This window comes from uncultured Blautia sp. (assembly GCF_902497045.1).
Taxonomy (GTDB): Bacteria; Bacillota; Clostridia; order Lachnospirales; family Lachnospiraceae; genus Blautia_A.
The window spans coordinates 24,781-45,029 of sequence record NZ_CABVDF010000002.1 but is presented as its reverse complement, the minus strand read 5'-3'; the positions used below and the strand labels follow the sequence as shown (position 1 = coordinate 45,029).

At 42.2% G+C, this 20,249-nt stretch carries 18 protein-coding genes; 3 read left to right on the top strand and 15 right to left on the bottom strand.

Annotation, left to right across the window (positions count from 1 at the left end; translation table 11 throughout):
• The first annotated feature begins 52 nt into the window (after positions 1-52).
• Both RDS42_RS00585 and RDS42_RS00580 read left to right on the top strand, forming a co-directional pair.
• Positions 53-1,354 carry a polysaccharide biosynthesis protein gene (locus RDS42_RS00585; RefSeq protein ID WP_308781890.1) on the top strand — a complete coding sequence of 434 codons (1,302 nt, stop codon included), beginning with the start codon at positions 53-55 and terminating at the stop codon, positions 1,352-1,354.
• A 206-nt stretch (positions 1,355-1,560) separates the two neighbouring features.
• Complete coding sequence (locus tag RDS42_RS00580) at positions 1,561-2,592, top strand: 3-deoxy-7-phosphoheptulonate synthase (protein ID WP_308781889.1); 1,032 nt, start codon at positions 1,561-1,563, stop codon at positions 2,590-2,592.
• Between the two features lie 163 nt (positions 2,593-2,755).
• Here RDS42_RS00580 and xerD read toward each other — a convergent pair whose 3' ends face one another.
• From xerD to RDS42_RS00520, 12 genes are all read right to left on the bottom strand, one after another.
• A complete protein-coding gene (gene xerD, locus RDS42_RS00575; RefSeq protein ID WP_308781888.1) occupies positions 2,756-3,640 on the bottom strand; it encodes a site-specific tyrosine recombinase XerD in 885 nt (294 codons plus the stop codon).
• 113 nt (positions 3,641-3,753) lie between these two features.
• On the bottom strand, positions 3,754-4,371 hold the full coding sequence (locus RDS42_RS00570; RefSeq protein WP_308781887.1) for a stage II sporulation protein M: 618 nt from the start codon (positions 4,369-4,371) through the stop codon (positions 3,754-3,756).
• 157 nt (positions 4,372-4,528) lie between these two features.
• A complete protein-coding gene (gene rny / locus RDS42_RS00565) occupies positions 4,529-6,079 on the bottom strand; it encodes a ribonuclease Y (RefSeq protein WP_308781899.1) in 1,551 nt (516 codons plus the stop codon).
• A gap of 95 nt (positions 6,080-6,174) precedes the next feature.
• Positions 6,175-6,678, bottom strand: coding sequence for a regulatory protein RecX (locus RDS42_RS00560; protein ID WP_308781886.1), 504 nt, complete (start codon positions 6,676-6,678; stop codon positions 6,175-6,177).
• A 3-nt stretch (positions 6,679-6,681) separates the two neighbouring features.
• Entirely contained in the window at positions 6,682-7,746 is a 1,065-nt protein-coding gene (gene recA, locus RDS42_RS00555) for a recombinase RecA (protein ID WP_308781885.1), read from the bottom strand.
• A 193-nt stretch (positions 7,747-7,939) separates the two neighbouring features.
• A complete protein-coding gene (locus RDS42_RS00550) occupies positions 7,940-8,695 on the bottom strand; it encodes a prolipoprotein diacylglyceryl transferase (RefSeq protein WP_308781884.1) in 756 nt (251 codons plus the stop codon).
• Entirely contained in the window at positions 8,685-9,446 is a 762-nt protein-coding gene (locus tag RDS42_RS00545) for an arginase family protein (protein ID WP_308781883.1), read from the bottom strand. Before RDS42_RS00545 ends, RDS42_RS00550 begins: the two co-directional genes overlap by 11 nt.
• Positions 9,447-9,608: 162 nt before the next feature.
• Positions 9,609-10,472, bottom strand: coding sequence for a class II fructose-1,6-bisphosphate aldolase (gene fba / locus RDS42_RS00540; RefSeq protein WP_308781882.1), 864 nt, complete (start codon positions 10,470-10,472; stop codon positions 9,609-9,611).
• A 105-nt stretch (positions 10,473-10,577) separates the two neighbouring features.
• Positions 10,578-11,360, bottom strand: a complete 783-nt coding sequence (locus RDS42_RS00535) for a tetratricopeptide repeat protein (protein WP_308781881.1) — start codon at positions 11,358-11,360, stop codon at positions 10,578-10,580.
• Between the two features lie 12 nt (positions 11,361-11,372).
• The gene (locus tag RDS42_RS00530) at positions 11,373-12,620 is read right to left on the bottom strand and encodes a DUF5716 family protein (RefSeq protein ID WP_308781880.1); all 1,248 of its coding nucleotides are present in this window, start codon (positions 12,618-12,620) and stop codon (positions 11,373-11,375) included.
• Positions 12,617-16,162, bottom strand: coding sequence for a DUF5717 family protein (locus RDS42_RS00525; RefSeq protein WP_308781879.1), 3,546 nt, complete (start codon positions 16,160-16,162; stop codon positions 12,617-12,619). Before RDS42_RS00525 ends, RDS42_RS00530 begins: the two co-directional genes overlap by 4 nt.
• 39 nt (positions 16,163-16,201) lie before the next feature.
• The gene (locus RDS42_RS00520; RefSeq protein ID WP_308781878.1) at positions 16,202-17,086 is read right to left on the bottom strand and encodes a ribokinase; all 885 of its coding nucleotides are present in this window, start codon (positions 17,084-17,086) and stop codon (positions 16,202-16,204) included.
• A gap of 169 nt (positions 17,087-17,255) precedes the next feature.
• Here RDS42_RS00520 and sigK point away from each other — a divergent pair, with 169 nt between their 5' ends.
• Positions 17,256-17,885 carry an RNA polymerase sporulation sigma factor SigK gene (gene sigK / locus RDS42_RS00515; protein ID WP_308781877.1) on the top strand — a complete coding sequence of 210 codons (630 nt, stop codon included), beginning with the start codon at positions 17,256-17,258 and terminating at the stop codon, positions 17,883-17,885.
• 53 nt (positions 17,886-17,938) lie between these two features.
• Here sigK and RDS42_RS00510 read toward each other — a convergent pair whose 3' ends face one another.
• From RDS42_RS00510 to RDS42_RS00500, 3 genes are read right to left on the bottom strand one after another with little or no spacing between them, the layout of a single operon-like run.
• Positions 17,939-19,165, bottom strand: coding sequence for a U32 family peptidase (locus tag RDS42_RS00510; protein WP_308781876.1), 1,227 nt, complete (start codon positions 19,163-19,165; stop codon positions 17,939-17,941).
• Complete coding sequence (locus tag RDS42_RS00505; protein ID WP_308781875.1) at positions 19,162-19,839, bottom strand: O-methyltransferase; 678 nt, start codon at positions 19,837-19,839, stop codon at positions 19,162-19,164. Before RDS42_RS00505 ends, RDS42_RS00510 begins: the two co-directional genes overlap by 4 nt.
• Positions 19,836-20,237 (bottom strand): endolytic transglycosylase MltG, encoded by a 402-nt coding sequence (locus tag RDS42_RS00500; protein ID WP_308781874.1) that lies wholly within the window; start codon positions 20,235-20,237, stop codon positions 19,836-19,838. The genes RDS42_RS00505 and RDS42_RS00500 overlap by 4 nt, the downstream gene beginning before the upstream one ends.
• Positions 20,238-20,249: the final 12 nt, after the last annotated feature.

The window sequence follows — 20,249 nt, the reverse complement described above, 5'->3', positions numbered from 1 at the left end:
TCTGTCAAGGCTATTTTTTGCATATACTAACAAAAAACATCCAGGATCTTATATGTCAAAACAAAATTTTTTAAAGGGAACCTTTATCCTGACGTGTGCCGGGCTTATCAGCCGGGTCATAGGGTTCTTCTATAGGATATTCCTTTCTCATACAATCGGTGCACAGGGACTGGGACTTTATCAGCTGATCATGCCTTTACAAAATCTGGTACTGGCATTTACCGTTTCCGGCATCCAGACATCCCTTTCCCGTCTCATCGCCTCCCGATTAGCCTTGAAAAAAGAGTCTGATGCACGAAAAATATTCTGTACCGGAACATTTATGTCTTTCTCACTTTCCCTGTTTGCTGCATGGATTCTATATTCCAATGCCTCTTTTTTTGCTGTGCAGATTTTGAAGGAACCCCTTACTGAATCTCTGATTAAGATTCTTTCTTTTCAGTTTCCTCTGATTGCTCTTCATTCCTGTATAAACAGCTATTATTTTGCAGAAAAAAAAACCGGAGTTCCCTCCGGTCTCCAGCTTATGGAGCAGATCATCCGAGTAAGCTCCTCCTGGGTTCTGTTTCAGATCTTTCTTTCAAAAAATATTTCTGTCACTGCAGCCATTGCTGTAGGCGGCTCTCTTATTTCTGAAATTTTTTCTGCAGCAGCAGGCCTTCTTCTTATTGGACTACATTTTTCCGGTAAGAAAATATCCTTTTTTACTCCCTTGTCTTTTGGGCGGGAAATTTTCCACACCTCTCTCCCCCTGACATTGAACCGGATACTTCTGACTCTCCTTGGAAGCATAGAAGTGATCCTGATTCCGCAGCAGCTTCAGGCCTATGGTCTGTCCGGTCCTGATTCTCTGAAAATATACGGCATTTTTACAGGAATGGCGCTTCCTCTGATTCTATTTCCATCTGCCGTAACAAATTCTGCTTCTCTTATGCTGATGCCTTCCATAGCGGAAATGCAGGCTCTTGACTGCAAAGAAAAAATCCGAAGCACAGCTTTAAAAGCCTGTACAGGCTGTATGGCTCTGGGGATTTTTTGTACGGCATTTTTCTTTCTCCTTGGTCCATTTCTTGGGATTTTTCTATTTAAAACTCCTTCCGCAGGACTTTATATCCGCACACTGTCTTTTATTTGCCCTTTTCTTTATGCAAATACCGCACTGACCAGTATTCTGCATGGACTTGGACGTACTACCCGTTCTCTGATTCACAATACGGCAGGAATTCTTATACGAATTTCTTTTGTGCTGCTTCTTATTCCTGTAATAGGAATCAAAGGATACCTTTACGGAATCCTGATAAGTGAGATTCTTCTCACCTGCCTTCACATTTTTGCTCTGTACAGCAGCACATAAGGGTTCTGTTCATTCCGTTCTCAACAGCGGTCATATGATCAGTAAACAAATAAGTATCTGCACATACAGATTCTCTATCGACAATAAAACAAGAATCGTTTATAATCATAACAGAGAAATATCATCTGTCCAAACACACGGACGCGAAGAGGAAACTCTCAAGAGAGTACCTGTATGTCCAAACACATGGACGCGAGGAGGAAATTATGAGTTTTTCATTTATCAAGAAACTGCCTACACCGGAAGATATACGCGGAGAATATCCTGTTGATGCTTCCATACAGGCGTTAAAAGAAAAAAGAGATCAGGAGATCCGTGATGTATTTACCGGGAAATCCGATAAATTTCTTGCTATAATCGGTCCCTGCTCTGCAGACAATGAAGATGCCGTAATTGATTATCTTTTAAGACTGCGAAAAGTTCAGGATAAAATTGCTGACAAAGTACTGATCATCCCAAGAGTTTACACAAATAAACCCCGCACTACCGGCGAGGGCTATAAGGGTATGGTGCATCAGCCGGATCCTGAGAAAAAGCCAAATATGCTGGCAGGACTGGTGGCTATCCGTAAAATGCACATCCACGCCATCCAGGAAAGCGGCTTTACCTGTGCCGATGAAATGCTTTATCCGGAAAATTACCGTTATCTTTCGGATCTTCTTTCCTATGTTGCTGTAGGTGCGCGTTCTGTAGAAGATCAGCAGCACCGTCTCACAGTCAGCGGTATGGATGTTCCGGCCGGAATGAAAAATCCTACCAGCGGAGACTTCAGTGTAATGCTGAATTCCGTCACTGCAGCTCAGGGATCTCATCGTTTCATTTACAGAGGATGGGAAGTAGAAACAACCGGGAATCCTCTTGCCCATACGATTCTGAGAGGAGCGGTAAACAAGCATGGAGAGGCGATTCCCAACTATCACTACGAAGATCTGAAACTTCTCTGGGAAAAATATCAGGAAAAAGATTTAACAAATCCTGCCGTGATCGTGGATACCAACCATTCCAATTCTAACAAACAGTACGAACAGCAGATTCGTATTGCCAAAGAGGTTCTGCACAGCCGTCTGGTAGATCCTGAACTGAAAACACTGGTAAAAGGTCTTATGATTGAAAGTTATATCGAACCGGGAAACCAGAAAATCGGAAAAGAACATATCTACGGAAAATCTATTACAGATGCCTGTCTTGGATGGGATGAATCCGAAAAACTGCTTTACACCATTGCTGAAATGTGCTGATAACAGCAGACTGATGATTGTCTTTTCAGAATTCCCAGGCTGTCAGCTAAAAATTTATTTTGTCTCATAAACCGGATGCAGACTGCCAGATCATTCTGCATCCGGTTTCATATCTGCGGAACATTTAACTTTCTCCATTGTCAGCCCCAAAAAACCTGTCTCTTTAACTTCTTGGATGTGCCTTCATATAAACATCTCTCATTTTTACAGGATCCAGCCCCAAATAGATTTGAGTAGAAGAAATATCTGAGTGACCTAACATTTCCTGTACGCTTTTAATATCTGCCCCGTTCTGCAGCATATGAACCGCAAATGAGTGGCGAAGCGTGTGAGGGGTGATATCCCTGTGAATTCCCGCCGCTTCTGCATATCCTTTCAGTACTTTCCAAAATCCCTGCCTGCTCATGGCTTTTCCTGAACAGTTTGTAAACAATGTCGTTTCTTTTGTATCTTTCACAAAAAATCCTCTTGCTTTGTCCATATATACTGCAAGTGCATCTTTACTCACATTTCCAATAGGAAGTACTCTCTCCTTTTCACTGTCATGGCAGATTACATATCCAAAACTAAGATTCACATCTTCTGTCTGAAGGTTCAGCAGTTCACTGACACGCATCCCTGTTGCATAAAGCAGTTCCAGCATTGCTTTATCCCGCATACCTTTTCCGGTTTCTGGATTTGGCTGCCTGAGCAGACGGTCAACTTCCTCTACTGTAAGAAATTCCGGTGCCTTTTTCTGGATCTTTGGCGCTTTTAATCCCTCTGAGGGATCTTCATAAATCATCCCTTTCTTAAATAAATAGTGAAAAAAAGCTCGTATAGATGCGGTATTCCTGGATATTGTAGATGGTGCAAACTCTGCTTTTTTCATATCGCTTAAGTAACTTTTAAGATCTGCTTCTGTTACCTCTTCTATATTTTTAAGTCCTGCCTCTTCGAAATATACAGCCATCTTTTTTAAGTCCCGTCTGTAAGAAAGTACTGTGTTTCCGGAAGTATTTTTCTCCCGGTGCAGGTATTCTATAAACTGGTTGATTAAGTATTCCATTCTTCTACTTCCTTTTTATTCAGGACCTATCTTCTAAGTCTCTGATGTGATTTTTTCTTATGATATGTGCAATATTATACACTGTATTTCCCTCAAATCAAAGTCCTTTTCTGTTATGAAATATCAGCTGTTCCAAAGATATTCAGGCTTTTCATTAAAATCTCCATTACCGGAGGATTACACCATATTTCAAGAACTATTCCTCCAGCATACAGGACTCCGCACAAAAGGATTTTAACAAAATATCTCGAAATTTCTGTAGGAAATAATCCATGATTTTTCCATATTTCCGCAGATTGCTCATAAACCATTTTCATAAGATAAAAATAACACGGAAAATAAAGAATGTACTGGGGAAACATTGCCCCTATCCCTATAATTCCCCCCTGAAGGCCAAATTGAAGAATAGATGCTGTCATAAGAAAGCCTGTCTGGAAACCTATGAGCACGATTTCTACCACTGAAAATGTTATCCCGAATACAGAAAGACCGCAAAATACCGGTATCAAAAACTGACTTCCTCTTAATCTTAAAACATGAAGCATATACTTTTGCTTTTCCAGATTTTTATCTGCAAAAGATGTCAAAAGATAAATGGACGCAGCTGTTTTTTGGCTCCAGTCATATTTCCAGGCCAGATTAGGTAAAATCACACCTGCCAAAAAACCGATCAGAAAAAGACCATATACTGGAAGATTTCCCTTTTTATATAATCCCAGCTTTTTTTTCATTCTCTCACCCTGTACCATTTTACTGATCCAGCAGTAAAAATATGTCTGCCGCCAACAGACTTTTTATTTACACCACGCAAAAAGCCGTGTGAAATTTCTTTCACACGGCTTATATACTTCATAAAAAGAACTTTTTGCAGTATATCATCTGCCAGAATTATTTTGCATAATCTACAGCTCTGCTCTCACGGATAACATTAACTTTAATCTGTCCTGGATATTCCAGTTCAGCTTCAATCTGTTTTGCAATATCTCTTGCCAGCAGAACCATATCAGCATCTGTCACATGTTCCGGTACTACCATAACACGGATTTCCCTGCCTGCCTGAATAGCAAATGACTTATCCACACCTTTAAATTCGTTGGTGATGTCTTCCAACTGTTTCAGCCTGTTGGTATATGTCTCCAGCGTCTCTCTTCTTGCGCCTGGTCTTGCAGCGGAAATTGCATCTGCCGCCTGTACAATACATGCAACAAGAGATTCGGGCTCAACATCGCCATGGTGGGATGCTACTGTATTGATCACAACTGCAGATTCTTTATATTTCTTGCAAAGATCTACACCAATCTGAATATGAGAACCTTCTACCTCGTGATCAATAGATTTACCGATGTCATGAAGAAGACCTGCACGTTTTGCCATACGAACATCTACACCAACTTCACCAGCAATAATTCCGGAAAGCTGTGCAACTTCAATAGAATGCTTCAAAGCATTCTGTCCATAGCTGGAACGGAATTTCATACGGCCCAGAAGCTTCAGTAATTCCGGATGGATTCCATGCACACCAACATCCATAGCAGCATTTTCACCATCTTCACGAATCTGTGCTTCCACTTCCTTCTGCGCTTTCTCCACCATTTCTTCAATTCTCGCCGGATGGATACGCCCATCTACAATCAGCTTCTCAAGAGCAACTCTTGCCACTTCTCTTCGAATCGGATCAAATGCGGAAAGAACAACAGCTTCAGGAGTATCGTCGATAATCAGATCAACACCTGTCAGGGTCTCCAATGTACGGATATTTCGGCCTTCTCTTCCAATGATTCGGCCTTTCATTTCATCACTTGGCAGCTGTACAACAGAGATTGTTGTTTCTGACACATGATCTACCGCACATTTCTGAATGGCATTAACAACATATTCCTTTGCTTTCTTTCCTGCTTCTTCCTTGGCACGATTCTCAAGCTCTTTATAGAGTCTTGCCACATCCACCTTAACATCATCTTCTACAGTTTTCAGCAGTTCGTCTTTTGCCTGTTCGGAGGTCAGACCGGAAATTCTTTCCAGTTCCTGTACTCCCTTCTGTTCAAGCTCTTCTACTTTCTTTTCTCTCTTCTGCAATTCAGCAGCTTTTGCTGTGCATTCAGTCTCACGTTTCTCTACGATATCCGCTTTTTTATCTACAGATTCTTCCTTTGATAAAACACGTCTCTCGTATTTCTGCAGCTCATTTCTGCGTTCCTTGGTTTCTTTCTCCAGTTCGTTTTTAGTGCGGAGAGATTCTTCCTTCACTTCCAATAAAGCTTCTCTTTTTTTCGTTTCAGCAGTTTTTAAAGCTTCATCTATGATGCTTCTTGCTCTGTCTTCTGCTGTGCCGACAACCTCGGCATCTTTCTTTGCCTTATTCTCGACAGCCAACTTGCAAGTAAGAGGAACCGCAATAAGCAGTGCGACCACTACAGCGACAATTACACTTATAATGATAGTTGTCACAGGAGCACCTCCTTATTTAGTTTTCATTGTACAAATACAACAATACAAGTTTAGCTGTTTTTGAGAAATCTGTCAAGTTTTTCTACCTATTTGTTGCCATAATTTTTACAAAAGGTAATTTCCATTTCCTCCAGTACGGAAGAAATCTCTCCGGCACGAAATCCTCTTCTGGAAAGAAATCCGTAAAGGCGTCTCATCTCTTTCTCATCTAATTCTGATCCTGCCGCACAACGTTTCTCTACAGTTCGTTTCAAAAGCCGGCGCTCATCCGGAGTTTCTATTTCACAGGCTGTATTCCAGGCTGATTCCGCCATATCTCTGCTGATTCCCCGGGAATACAGCTCCTGAAATATCTTCTGTCTGCTTTTTTCATGGATACGGCATGTAATAAAATTTACCGCATAACGCTCATCGTTGATATATCCGTAATCTTTTACATATTCAACCGCATCCTTTACTGCTTCCCCGGAAAATCCTGCCTGCTCCAGACGTTCTGTAAGTCCCTTCTCCGTTCGGTCCATTCGCTCCAGAAGCTTCATAGCTTTTCTGCGCGCCTGTCTCTGTTCTTCCTGTATTTCCATCATGGTCATATTTTATAAAAGGTCATCCTCTTTTTCAGAAGAATTTTCTGTCTTTTGTTCCAGTTCCTGCGCTTCATCCTCAGGAAGAAGGTGATAGAAGATCCTTACCTGTTTTTCAATTTCCTCACAGATCTCCGGATGATCTTTAAGGAATACCTTAACATTTTCACGTCCCTGACCTATTTTTTCACCTTTATAAGAATACCATGCTCCGCTTTTATTGACTACGGAACATTCTGCTGCCAGATCCAGAATTTCTCCCTCTCTGGAAATTCCTGTGCCAAACATGATATCAAACTCTGCCTGCTTAAATGGAGGCGCAACTTTATTTTTTACAACCTTTACCTTGGTATGACTGCCTACCATGTCTCCGCCCTGTTTCAGAGTCTCTCCTCTTCTTACATCAAGACGTACCGATGCATAGAATTTCAAAGCCCTGCCGCCGGTTGTGGTTTCCGGGTTTCCAAACATCACACCTACTTTTTCACGAAGCTGATTGATAAAAATAACCACGCAGTTGGATCTGCTGATCACTGCCGTAAGCTTACGCAGTGCCTGGGACATCAGTCGTGCATGAAGTCCTACATGGCTGTCTCCCATCTCTCCTTCAATTTCTGCTTTAGGTACAAGTGCAGCCACAGAGTCTACGATCACGATATCTACTGCACCAGAGCGCACCATTGTTTCTGTAATTTCCAGTGCCTGCTCTCCATTATCAGGCTGTGAAATATAAAGATTATCAATGTCTACACCAATATTTTTAGCATAAACAGGATCCAAAGCATGCTCTGCATCAATAAATCCTGCTATTCCGCCCCTTTTCTGAACTTCAGCCACCATATGGAGGGCAACGGTTGTCTTACCGCTGGATTCCGGACCATAGATTTCAACAATACGTCCCTTAGGCACGCCTCCTACTCCAAGGGCAATATCCAGTCCTAAAGATCCTGTAGGAACTGCTTCTACATGCATATGTGCTCCTGATTCGCCAAGCTTCATTACAGAGCCTTTTCCGTACTGTTTTTCAATATGTCCCAGCGCTGCTTCCAGCGCTTTCTGCTTTTCTTCATTTACCATCCTGCAGTTTCTCCTTAATTTCTTATTCCAAAAGTTCCAAACCTATGTTCGTGTTTTCTTCTTACATGCTATTATATATTTTCCTTATTGTCAAGTAAAACTTTTCGACAGTCTTCTATCTGCACTGTCCGTATTTTCCATATAAAAAACCAGATCCATACGAAAAACGTACAGTCTGGTCTTTCTTACTTTATTATTTTCTTTTTCCGGAAACACTTATAAGAAGCAGAATTCCGGCTGCAAAAATAAAAATACTGATAAACTGAGAAGTAGATAAAATCCCCACACTTCCCCGTATCAGATCTCCTCTGAAAAATTCAAGGCAAAATCGTCCAATGCTATAAAATATCATATAGAATGCAGCTACCTGCCCATCTGATTTTTTATGTCGGGCAATATAAAGAAGCACAGCAAAATGTACGAAATCAAGAATGCTTGAATAGATCTGTGTAGGCACAAGCGCTATGTCATTTGGTGCAAAATCCGAATTATGAAATGTAACAGAAAGCCATCCCTCTGTTTCTTTTCCGTAACAGCAGCCGGCCAGAAAACAGCCAATACGCCCAAATCCCTGGGCCAGAGCTACCGAAGGCATCATAAGGTCAAAATATTCCAGAAAACAGATTTTCTTTATATGACAGTACAGCCAGCCGGCAAAAATCCCTCCCAGAATACCTCCATAAACAACAAATCCATCTGACATTGTCCATAAGATAAATGCCGGGTCTGATACTATCTCCTTCCATTCTGTGATCCAGAACAGAATTTTTGCTCCCAGAAATCCTCCCAGAAGACACCACAGCAAAAGAAAAAACACATGTTCCGCATCTGCTTTGAGTTTTCGTGCCCGGTATTCCGCAGTTCCCCATCCGGCCAGTACTCCTATGGCGATCATAAGCCCATAGCCATATAAGGTAAACGGCCCGATCCTAAGAAGTTCATTTTTCATGGGAATCCCTCCAGTCTTTCCATATTGTAAGCAGTTTTTTATTTCCCAGATCATTCAGCCATAGATTTCCTGAAGAAGCGCATTCTCCGCACACATCTATTCCCAGAATTCTTCTTCTGCCCAAAACCTCCCCCAGATATTCCTCCAGATCCACCAGCTTCATATCTCCCTGACTCCAGTCTGTAGAAGCATCCTCCGGACACAGCACATCCTTGTCTACAGAAATATAGACAGGCAGTCCATCCGGCAGATTTTGGAAAAAGTGAAGCAGAGTCTCTTTTTTTTCTGTTCTGAGACGTTCTCTTGAAAGAAAGCGGATCTGCTTGCCTGAAACAGCTTCCGTCTGGTCAAAAGATTCCTGATCCGGTCCTGCCAGGATCAGTTCACGGAGAAAAGGAAGCGTGTTAAGAGCCTCAGCCGCCCATCCTCCACAGGATAACAGTCCTCCAAAAGCCGGAGGCTGCATGTCTGTATGATTGTCAAATAAAAGAAGACAAAAAGGCTCCTGAATCTTTTTCAGCCACAGCAGGCTTACATAATGATAGTTTCCGGAATCCAAAAAGTGTATTCCCCTTGCCGGATACTCTCTGATAAGATTCTCCAGTGTTTCCTGTGCCTCATTGTCACAATAACAGTTACAGCCGGAAAGCTCCTGCACATTTACCCAGGAAACGCTTTCCTTCTCATAAAACTGCTGTTCCTTATATGTTCCTGTAAAATCCATTAAAATAATATCATTCTTTTTTTTCATAAAGCCATCTTACCACGAACAGGTTTTCCATGCAAGTCTCCCCTTCTGCGGTATATTTTTATACAGAAATCTCTTCTGTCAAAAACACCGGGAACGCTGCGCACAGCATTCCCGGTGTTCCGTCATTGATCTTCAATAAAATTACGCTCTGCTCTGTTGATCTCAGGCTTTGTCAATAGATCCGAAAAGTTCCATTTTTTCTTTTACAGTAGCCTTGATTGCCTCGAATCCAGGAGCCAGAAGTTTACGTGGGTCATAACCCTTGCCCTGCTGGTCTTTTCCTGCTTCGATATACTGACGTGTAGCTTCTGCAAAGGAAAGCTGGCACTCTGTGTTTACATTGATCTTGGAAACACCAAGGTCAATTGCTTTCTTGATCATGTCAGCCGGAATACCTGTACCTCCATGAAGTACCAGAGGCATATCTCCGGTAAGCTGCTGGATAGCATCCAGAGTCTCAAAGCTTAATCCAGCCCAGTTTTCCGGATATTTTCCGTGAATATTACCGATTCCTGCTGCAAGGAAATCAATGCCAAGATCTGCGATCATCTTGCATTCCTTAGGATCTGCACATTCACCCATACCTACAACGCCGTCTTCTTCACCGCCGATAGAACCAACCTCTGCCTCCAGAGACATTCCATGGTCTGCTACGATTTTAACCAGTTCTTTTGTTTTTTCTACGTTCTCTTCAATCGGATAATGAGAACCGTCAAACATGATAGAAGTAAATCCTGCTTCTACGCATTTCAGGCATCCTTCATAGCTGCCGTGATCCAGATGAAGGGCAACAGGAACTGTGATATTCAGCTCCTCGATCATTCCTTTTACCATACCTACAACGGTCTTGTATCCAGCCATGTATTTTCCTGCACCTTCGGAAACACCAAGGATGACCGGAGAATTGTTCTCCTGTGCTGTCAGCAGAATAGCCTTTGTCCACTCAAGGTTGTTGATATTAAACTGTCCTACTGCATAATGACCTGCTTTCGCTTTTTTCAGCATTTCTGACGCGTTTACTAACATGATAAATTCCTCCTAATCTTTCACGGGGAAGGGCTTTCGACTTTCCCCAAATATAACTTTAGTTTACCAGATTACAGCGGATTCGTCTACTATTTTGTTGATTTTTCACGAACCTGTAGCTCTGTGATATTTTTCTGTAAGCTTTTCCAGAAGAAGGTCTGAAGTTTTCTCGTCTGTCATAGAAGGGGGCTGTGAATCCAGTTTTACAAGGTCCTCTTCTATTTCCTCCAAAAGCTCCTTATCTGCGCCCATCTGAGCCGCTGTATTTATATATATATCCCTGCTGCGTATGTTATATACAGCCAGAAGATATGTTTTCAGACGCTTCCTTTCATGCCCTGCTTCATATGCCTTCTCAAAATATTCCAATGCCTTTTCCATCTGAAAAAGATAACTGTATGCACATCCCAGATTATGACAGATACTTTCCTCCAGTCCATCTCTGAAAGTATTCAGATCATCCCTTTCCAGAAGCTTCTGATACACCTGTATGGCATGTACATACATACCGTTTTCCATCAGGGCATCTCCTTTTTGTTTTTCCCGTACAGGAAGGGATTCCCGATCCAGTCTCTGGATTCTTCCATTCAAAACTTTCAATTCTTCATATGTCAGATAATTAATTTCCTTAAACACAGGATAAAGGATATCTTCTGCACTGCTGAATTTCCCAATAACTGTCCTCAGCTTAGCCGCAAGACGTCCAAGATTCAGTTCATTCTGGATCCAGTCACAAAGCTCCTTATTAATGATCGTTTCATCTATCAGATAGAGATTGTGATACAGATAATAGCACAGTTCCTCCAGAGTGTAGATATTCGTACTGATATTTTCGATAAAATACGGCGAATCTGCTTTTTTCGTCTGGCATAAAATATATCCGCTCAAAAGTCTTCCTCCTTACCACTGTACAATCTCTTCCCAAACTTTTCCGCTTGACGGGAACATCTCGCCAAATCCCAGATCTTTTACCGTGATCTGGCATTCTTTTCTTGATATATACTGAAGCTTCAAAGATATACGTGTTGTTTTATTTGGACGTTTTGGAATGCCCGGAAGCAGCATGCCCATTCGTTTTTTTTCTGTTTCTCCCATAGTTCCCACCACGAAGACCAGTTCTTCCGTATTGTCCAGGATCAGTTCGCAGGAAGCTTTGCATTCATACCAGTTTGTGCCGGCTTCCAAAAGAGGATAGTAAACCGGAGCTCCCATTACACGCATTTCCATTCCTACATCTTTTACCACCAGAGAACTTCCCAGATACCGATATCCTTTCAGTCTTCTGTGAATACATTTTTCTGCACCGGCTCCGCACGCGCCTGCTGCAAAAAGGTTATTCCCATAAAATACTTTTCTTTTCTGATAGCAAAGAAGTTTTACTGATTTTAGCGCCCATTCCTGGTCAAATCCTTCACCATTCATCTGAATGCTGGAATAAAGCTCTGTTCCCAATGTTTCCTTTATAAACTTATAAAAATCTTCGTCCCTCTCCTCCGGCAGTTCTCTCAGCGAGGCTTCTACCGGATTCACCAGCCTTACAAACACCGGTTTTGTTCCTGAGCTCATTGCCAGTTTACGGAACAGCACCCTGTCTTTTTTAAAACTGTACCATCCCACACTGCGGTTCCAGGTTTCTATTTTCTGAGTCAGAACATAATAGTAAAAACTTTCTTCATAATCCAGAAGACTGAATTTTTCCTCTTCGATCCCCAGAAATTCTGCAGCCTTCTGAAGATTTTTCACCTGGATCGAATCCATCGTCTCCATAGTGACTGTCAGATATTTTATATTTTTTTCTACCTCGGAAACACCCAGAAACTGCAGCATTCCTTTCAAAAAATACCCCAGAAGCTCCCAGGGCTCTTTCTGTTCTCCGGCAATCTGGATTTTTTCTTTGCTCATGGAGATGTGATATAGGTCTTCTACTAAAAATCCGCCTTTCTCTCTGGCAAAATATTCTGCTTCCAGTCCAATACAGTAATCTCCCTGGTCTGCCCGTCTGCACAGGCATGTAGGTGTTTCGTAAAGGCTGCTTCCCACTTTTACCGGAAGAGAACGGGATTCCTCCGCCTTCCGGTCATAATAACAGATCTGCGAATATTTTTTTCCAAGGTCAATTCCAATAATCAAATCCCGTGTCTCGTTCATTCTTCCTGTTCCTTTTCTATGGTAAACATTTCTTTTACATACTGCTCCTGGCAAAGATACTGTTTTACCCCGTCATTAACCTCTTTTGTCTTATCCAGGCGTCTTGCAGAAAGAATCCTGTTCAAAAGCTGATATTTACTTCCCGGCGTTCCTTCTACTTTTTTCATAGTTACTGTATGTTCTGCAGTTTCTTTTACCTCTCCATTTCTTTCAATACGGAAATAATAATGCAGGGTCTCTCCATAAAACAGGGTAAACGTCTTAACAAAAATACCCTGATAAATATTACGGACAGGCTCACTTTTATATTCCCGTACTTTTCCCAGACCGGCATCCAGAGCATAATACAAAGTAACCTTTGCATCCGGATGGCCATGGCATTCTACAAATGTTTTGTCATCCAGCTGCCATGGACTGAGGATTTCCGGCGGTAATCTTCGGAAAAATCCGAATTCCATATGATTTTTGGCACAGTCTTCCAAAAATATCTGAATCATTTCCCGGTATTTTTCACTGAGTTCCTTTTCTTTTGACAGTTCCATAAAAAGAGCCAGCCTGCAGATTCTATTTAACGGCCATCTGTTTTCCCATGCATATTCCAGACGTTCCCGTATAAAACGTGTCATTGGATATTCCTTGACAAAAATTCCATAGGCTACCTGTGTCAGGTATGCACCTATGATTCGTTCTTTGCCGGACTGCTTTACATAGGATTCCAGAACAGCCTCCCCCTCTTTCCGATAATCAGAAGAAAATATCAAAAGTGAGAGAATCCGCTCCTCCAGATCATAGGTATCCATTTCAAAGCCTTTTGCACTTTTCCATATGGAGAGCAGCTCATCTATCGGTCCAAACCGATATAACATCAGATAATGAAGGATCACTTCATCATACTTGCCCTGCCGGTAAACTTCCGAAGCAAGAGCCAGAAGTTCATCATCTTCTGTCATATCAGCCTTCAGTATCATACGGCTGGTAAGCTTCAGCAGGCACCCCAAATCCAAACCTTCATATCCGTATTCTTCCACAAGCGCCATTGCCTGGCGGAACATTCTGCGGCCGATCAGCACTTTCAGAAGTTTTGGACGGTCAACTGCTATATATTTTCTATAATCCATTTTCTGCAGATAATGATCCAGCTCATCTCCCTGAACATTTTCCGCATAATAATCAAGCAGCTGTTTTCTTATTTTCTCTTTATATTGATCTGAATAAGCCGGAGAGTCTGTGATTTTACAAAAATATCCCAGGGTCTCTTCATTCATTCCCGTTTTTTCACAGTGATGGAGCAGTACTCCCGGTTCCTCTGTTCCAAGCTTTAATACCTTTAAAGCCGCAGCCTCGTCATCGTTAAGTTTTTTCAAGTTGTAATGGATTGTAGAAGCATATCTGCGCTGTTTATCATCCTGAAAGAGGATCACTGCATCTTCCGTATAGATCCTTGGGTATGCCACACCTTTTACACACGGATAAATTTCTTCTTTCTTCATCTGACTGTGGCAGACAATGACCTGACGGATTTTTTTATCATCACAGTAAAGACGGCAGGTAAACAAGTTCCGGGCAAGCAGTTCTGCGTCTGCCGTATTTTGCGGATCAAACAGAAATTCCTGATAGAGAACCGCATAATTTTCATCCATCTGACCTTCCGCCAGCTTGCGTCGGGCAAATTTTTCCATTGTTTCCTTATAGCCTTCGTAAATCAGCGGTTCCTTTTCCTTATATGTGATCACGCTTGCATATACAAAAGCACGCCTGCTGTCCCCAAGTGATTTGTCATTATAATTAAAATACATTAAAAGTGGTTTTGGAAGCTCTCTCTGATAAGTGATATCCATTGTTTCCACATAGTATTCATAAAGTCTGGTAAGTCTGAGCCCCTGCTGCACTGCCAGGGAAAACCACCGAAAGTACTCAGGTTTCCTTGGATTTCCCTTCATGATATATTTACAGATGGCCTCCAGCACATCTTCGGAAGGAAACTGTTCGTATCCAGCCTCCAGAGCATGATAAAGACTTCCTGAAAAGTTCTTTTCATAACCTGAAAGATAAGCAAGACGCATAACCAGTTCTTCTGTAAGAAGTTTCCGTCTTCCTGCAAACCGAAACACCTGGATCCAGAAAGGACTGAGTCTGTGGAACAATGAAATATCTCTGCTGATCCACTGCCATGCCTCCATATATAAAAGCGGACTGGTACATCCTCTCTCGAACTGCTCCTCCATCATAAAAATGGCTTCGGACGGAAGTTTTTTATATCCGCCGTCCATCTGGAGCAGAAGCCACAAAAGCTGAAAACTATCTGCTTTCTGCATATGAAAATTCTGGATTCTCCATACTGCCTGAGTCTTATCTCTGTACAGTCCCACTGCGCTGCAAAGATACAGGTAAATCCCCGCAAGCTCCAGCTCCTCCCTGGAAAACTCCTTATTCTCATATTTTTTCAGAATCTCAGCAGCTTCTGCATCTTTGCCTTCCAGATGATCGATATAGGCTTCATACATCTGATAATCCGGATAATCGCATCCTGATGCATGAAGCTGATTCAAAATAAAATGGCTGCTTCCGATCCAGGTATTAAAGTCCATCCTGCCTTCCCGATATTCCAGGTAATCTTTGATCAATGCAATTCTGTGGCGCTTTTCTTCTGCCCGTACGTCTACTCTTACACGGGGTCCACGGGAAGCCATCACCTCATACACAAGTTTCTGATACGGACTGCTTACTATGATCTGTCCGACCTGGTTTCCCTCTTTAAGCCGATCCACATGAAGTACATATTCAATATGGCAGGTGCTTCCAATAAAATCCTCCTGGGTCACTACATGATGTTCTACCTCCAGAAAATCACCTACTGCTTCTATATCAAGCCTTAAATGTCCCCATCCGCTCCTTTGGATATCAAAGGATTCCTGCATTGGCTCTGTAAGCTCATAAAATTCATTTTTCACAGTTTTCAGAGAAATTGAAACAGGCTCCTTTTCCTTCAGGGCAATAAAAAATTCTTCCAGATGCTGGTAGGTAACGGGCTGCTGTGAAAGTCCCATAAAAAGAGCTTTTTGTTTTTCTTCAGCCTGACCCATCATTGCAGAAAAGCAACTGCCGGTAAAAAGGTGATATGCTTTTCGGAAATCTTTTTTTGCGATCTTCCGAAAATTCTCCATATCGTTTAATTCTCCTGCGGCGCCCTGAAAACTCTCTTTTTCTGCTTTTATTTCAAACGGTATCTTATACTCCCCTATGCTGGAGGTAATACACAGCCAGCCACTGCAGACATCACCTGGCAGCATGCCGCTTCCATCTGCGCCATAGGGAATACATACAGTTGTCCCTGAAAATTTTCCGGCTCCAGGTACAAATCTTCGATGTGAGGAGGTAATGTAGCCCTGGATTTTTTCATCATCTTCCGTTCCCAAATAAAGCTCTCCTCTGACAGCATCTCCTGCCTTCAAAGAAATTTCCAGTCTCTCCTGAGAAAAAAGGAGCTCCGGTTCTTCGTATCTGAATTTTCCGCTGAGTATTTGTTCAATCTTTTTTTTCAATATGGTTCACCTTTTTGTCCTTTTATCTAGTGTTTCTATTTACAATATGGTGTTTAAAACTTCTTCCTTCATAGGAATAGAAGCTGTCGCACCCGGTCTTGATACTGCAATAGCTGAGGCTTTCGCTGCCAGCTTCAATCCTTCTTCCACCGGAAGCCCGTCTATCAGAGAGGAAATAAAATATCCCGTAAAGGTATCTCCTGCTGCAGTAGTATCTACTGCTTTTACCTTGTAGATTCCCTGACGGTAGATTCCTGTATGATCCTGAAAAACAGATCCATCTCCGCCCAGAGTCAGTACTACCCGTGCATCAGGATAAATTTCTTTTATCCTGGAAAGGATTTTATCCGGTTCTTTTTCACCTGTAATCTGATATCCTTCAATCTCATTTACCAAAAACAGACTCACCTTTGAAAGGTCACATTTTTCCAGCCCTTTGTCATAAGGAGATGGATTCAGGATGATCGTCATACCTTTTTCATATGCTCTGTCAATCACATAATCCAGTTCACTGATCTCATTCTGAAGCAGGATGATATCCTCTTTTTCAAAATTCTCCAGTACCTGATCCACAAATTCTCTCGTGATACTTCTGTTGGCTCCTCCAAACAGAAGTATACAGTTTTGTCCATCCTTATCCACCTGGATCACTGTATGTCCGCTGGGTCCCTGTATCTTGCGGATAAACTCTGTATTTACACCATTATCCCGACATGTTTCCAGAAGAATATCGCCTTCTTCTCCAATCATTCCCGCATGATAGACCGGAATCCCCGCTTTTGCCAGAGCAATCGACTGATTCAGTCCCTTTCCTCCGCAGAATGTCTTTCTGTCTTTTGAGGCCTGCGTTTCCCCTGGGATCAAAATACTTTCTACCTGATACACATAATCCAGATTCAATGATCCAAAATTCAATACCTTCATATTGCAACCTCCTTTATACAGGTATCATTCTCTGCTCTATACGATTTTTATATCTTCAAGTATATATTTCATTCTAATTTCCGTCAAGAACCAGCTTCTTTTTGATGGAAAAGCACGAACTTCTTGTCCCGGACATAGACTATAATGAAATCCCCTTTGAGGTGAAGACTTGAAGACTTTCCTGAAACCTCTGACATCAGCCGAAGAAAAGTACTACCTTCAACGCTTCCAGGAGGGAGATTTGGAGGCAAAAAATATTCTGATCGAGCGGAATCTCCGTCTTGTGGCTCATGTGGTCAAAAAATATCAGGGTCCTGAGGAGGATCTGGACGATCTGATCTCTATTGGAACCATCGGACTGATCAAGGCAGTCTCCACCTTTGACCAGGCAAAATCTGCCAGACTTTCCACCTATGCCGCACGATGTATTGATAATGAGCTTCTTATGATGCTGCGCTCCAGAAAAAAGCATTCCCGGGAAGTTTCATTATATGAACCAATCGGCACTGACAAAGAAGGGAATGAAATCAGCCTCCTGGATATTATCGAAAGCCCGCCTGTAGATATTGTAGATGCCTATGCAGCCCGTCAGGATATCCGTTTTCTGCTTGCATCTCTGGATTCTGCTCTTACTCCCAGAGAATATCAGGTTATCTGTCTGCGTTATGGTCTCTACGGTATTCCTGAACAAACACAGAAGATCATTGCCCAAAAACTTCATATCAGCCGATCCTATGTATCCAGGATCGAAAAAAACGCGCTAAAAAAACTGCGTCAGCTTTTTCAGGAGCAGACATAAGGAAAAGGGATATCGCCTTCTCCCGACGGATCCGGCAGCATCCCTTTTTTCTTTTACATTTCTGCTCTTCTCAGCAGATCATATTTTTCTGCCTCTGCGCCCAGATCTACAGCAAGTTTCTGCTGAGGATGGGGCGCGCTCTCCACAGAAACTCCGTTTTCATCATAGATTGCCCTGACAACGGCAGTAAGATTCCGCCCGTCAGGTTTCATGATCTCAATAGTCTCCCCTACCGAAAATTTATTTCTCTGAGTAATATGGACCAGACCATTTTCATCAATTTCTTCTGCATATCCCAGATAAGTATACTCTTTCACATATGTGTTGTTATCGTAGATCTGCGTATTTTCATCTGGCTTTCCATAGAAAAATCCCGTTGTAAACTGACGGTAAGTACAGTTGGATATCTGTTCCTTGTACCATTCCATATTTGCATGGTATTTTTCCGGAGATTCCATATAATCATCAATTGCTTTTCTATATGTCCTGGCAACAGTAGCTACATAAAGAGCTGTTTTCATACGTCCCTCGATCTTAAGACTGTCAATGCCGCAGGTAAGGATATCATCCATATGCTCGATCATACAAAGATCCTTGGAATTAAAAATGTAGGTTCCCCTCTCATTTTCAAAAACAGGCATATACTCACCTGGTCTGGATTCCTCCACTATTGAGTATTTCCAACGGCATGGATGTGTACATGCACCTCTGTTGGCATCTCTTCCCACCAGATAATTACTGAGAAGACAGCGTCCTGAATAAGAAATACACATAGCACCATGGACAAAAGTTTCTATTTCCATATCCTCCGGAATATGCGCACGTATTTCTCTTATCTCATCCAGAGAAAGCTCTCTGGCTGTCACCACACGCTTCGCTCCCAGCTGATACCAGAAACGGTAAGTTTCATAGTTTGTGTTGTTAGCCTGAGTACTGATGTGACATTCAATCTCCGGACATATTTCCCTTGCGTAGGTAAAAATTCCCGGATCTGCAATGATCAGCGCATCCGGTTTTAATTCCTTTAATTCCTGAAGATATTCACGTACTCCCGGAAGGTCTTCATTATGTGCCAGAATATTGACTGTTACATAAACCTTTACTCCATGCTCATGGGCAAAATCAATTCCCTCTTTCATATCCTCATGTGAGAAATTTTTGGCTTTTGCTCGAAGTCCAAAAGCTTCTCCTCCAATATATACCGCATCTGCACCAAAGATTACTGCAATCTTCAAAACCTCCAGACTGCTGGCAGGTACCAGTAATTCTACTTTTCTCATATTTCCTCCTTATCCATAGGCATCGGATCCAGTGGCATTTTAATACTGAGGGCTGCTCCATCTCCCAATGGAAGTATACTGGTCATAAGACGTTTATCATGTTTCAGTGTATAAAGATATTCTCTCATTCTTTTATAGATGGTTCTGTTTCTCCGCTCTACCAGATAATGCGATTCAATAAGCTCACCTTCCTGAAGCACATTATCTGAAAGAAGAATTCCTTCCGGCGCCAGAAGCCGGATCACATCCTCCAGCCAATGGATATACTGCCCTTTCGCTGCATCCATAAAAATAAGATCATATTTCCCTTCCAGTTCTTTCAGGATTTGCCCGGCATCACCTTCCAGCAACGTGATCTGCCCGTTCCTTCCTGCTCTGAGAAAATTTTCTTTTGCAACAGGAATTCTTTTTTCATAATTTTCTATTGTAGTGATTTCCAGATCCGGCAGACCGTACTCACACATAAGAAGTGTGGAGAAGCCTACGGCTGTCCCCACCTCCAAAATACGCTTTGGCTTTTTTACAGCCAGAAGTACCTTTATAAAGCTCTGCATCTCTCTGCGGATAATAGGAACTCCCGAAGAAAGCGCGTCTTTTTCCAGATTTTCCAGAAACTCTGTATTTCCCGGATCAAGAGAATTGATATAGGTTCTCATTCTCTCCTCTACGATCACTGTTCTGTTACCTCCTGCTCTGCATCACCGGAAATGATCGCCATAAGCCTTGCAGGTTCATATGCTGTACTGAGCAGATAAGTTCCCGGTTTCATTTTCCCTTTATAATTAGACAGTTTTTCCTGGACCCAAAATACCTTCGCATCTTCTATGAGTCCTTTGCTTTCTAAAGTTTTTGCAATATCATACACAGAATCATCTTCTTTAATGACCACAGTGATCTCCTGTCCTTCGCCCGGACTCATTGGCTGCTGGTCAAAAATGTCATGTCCAAACTGATAGGACACTCTTCCGATCCAGATGATCAAAACAACAATGCAGACATACAGGGCGATCCTGAATGCACCGCCTGCCACAAACACGCCTGCCTTCCCTACACGGTCTCTTGTATCTCCCATGTAATCCTCCTT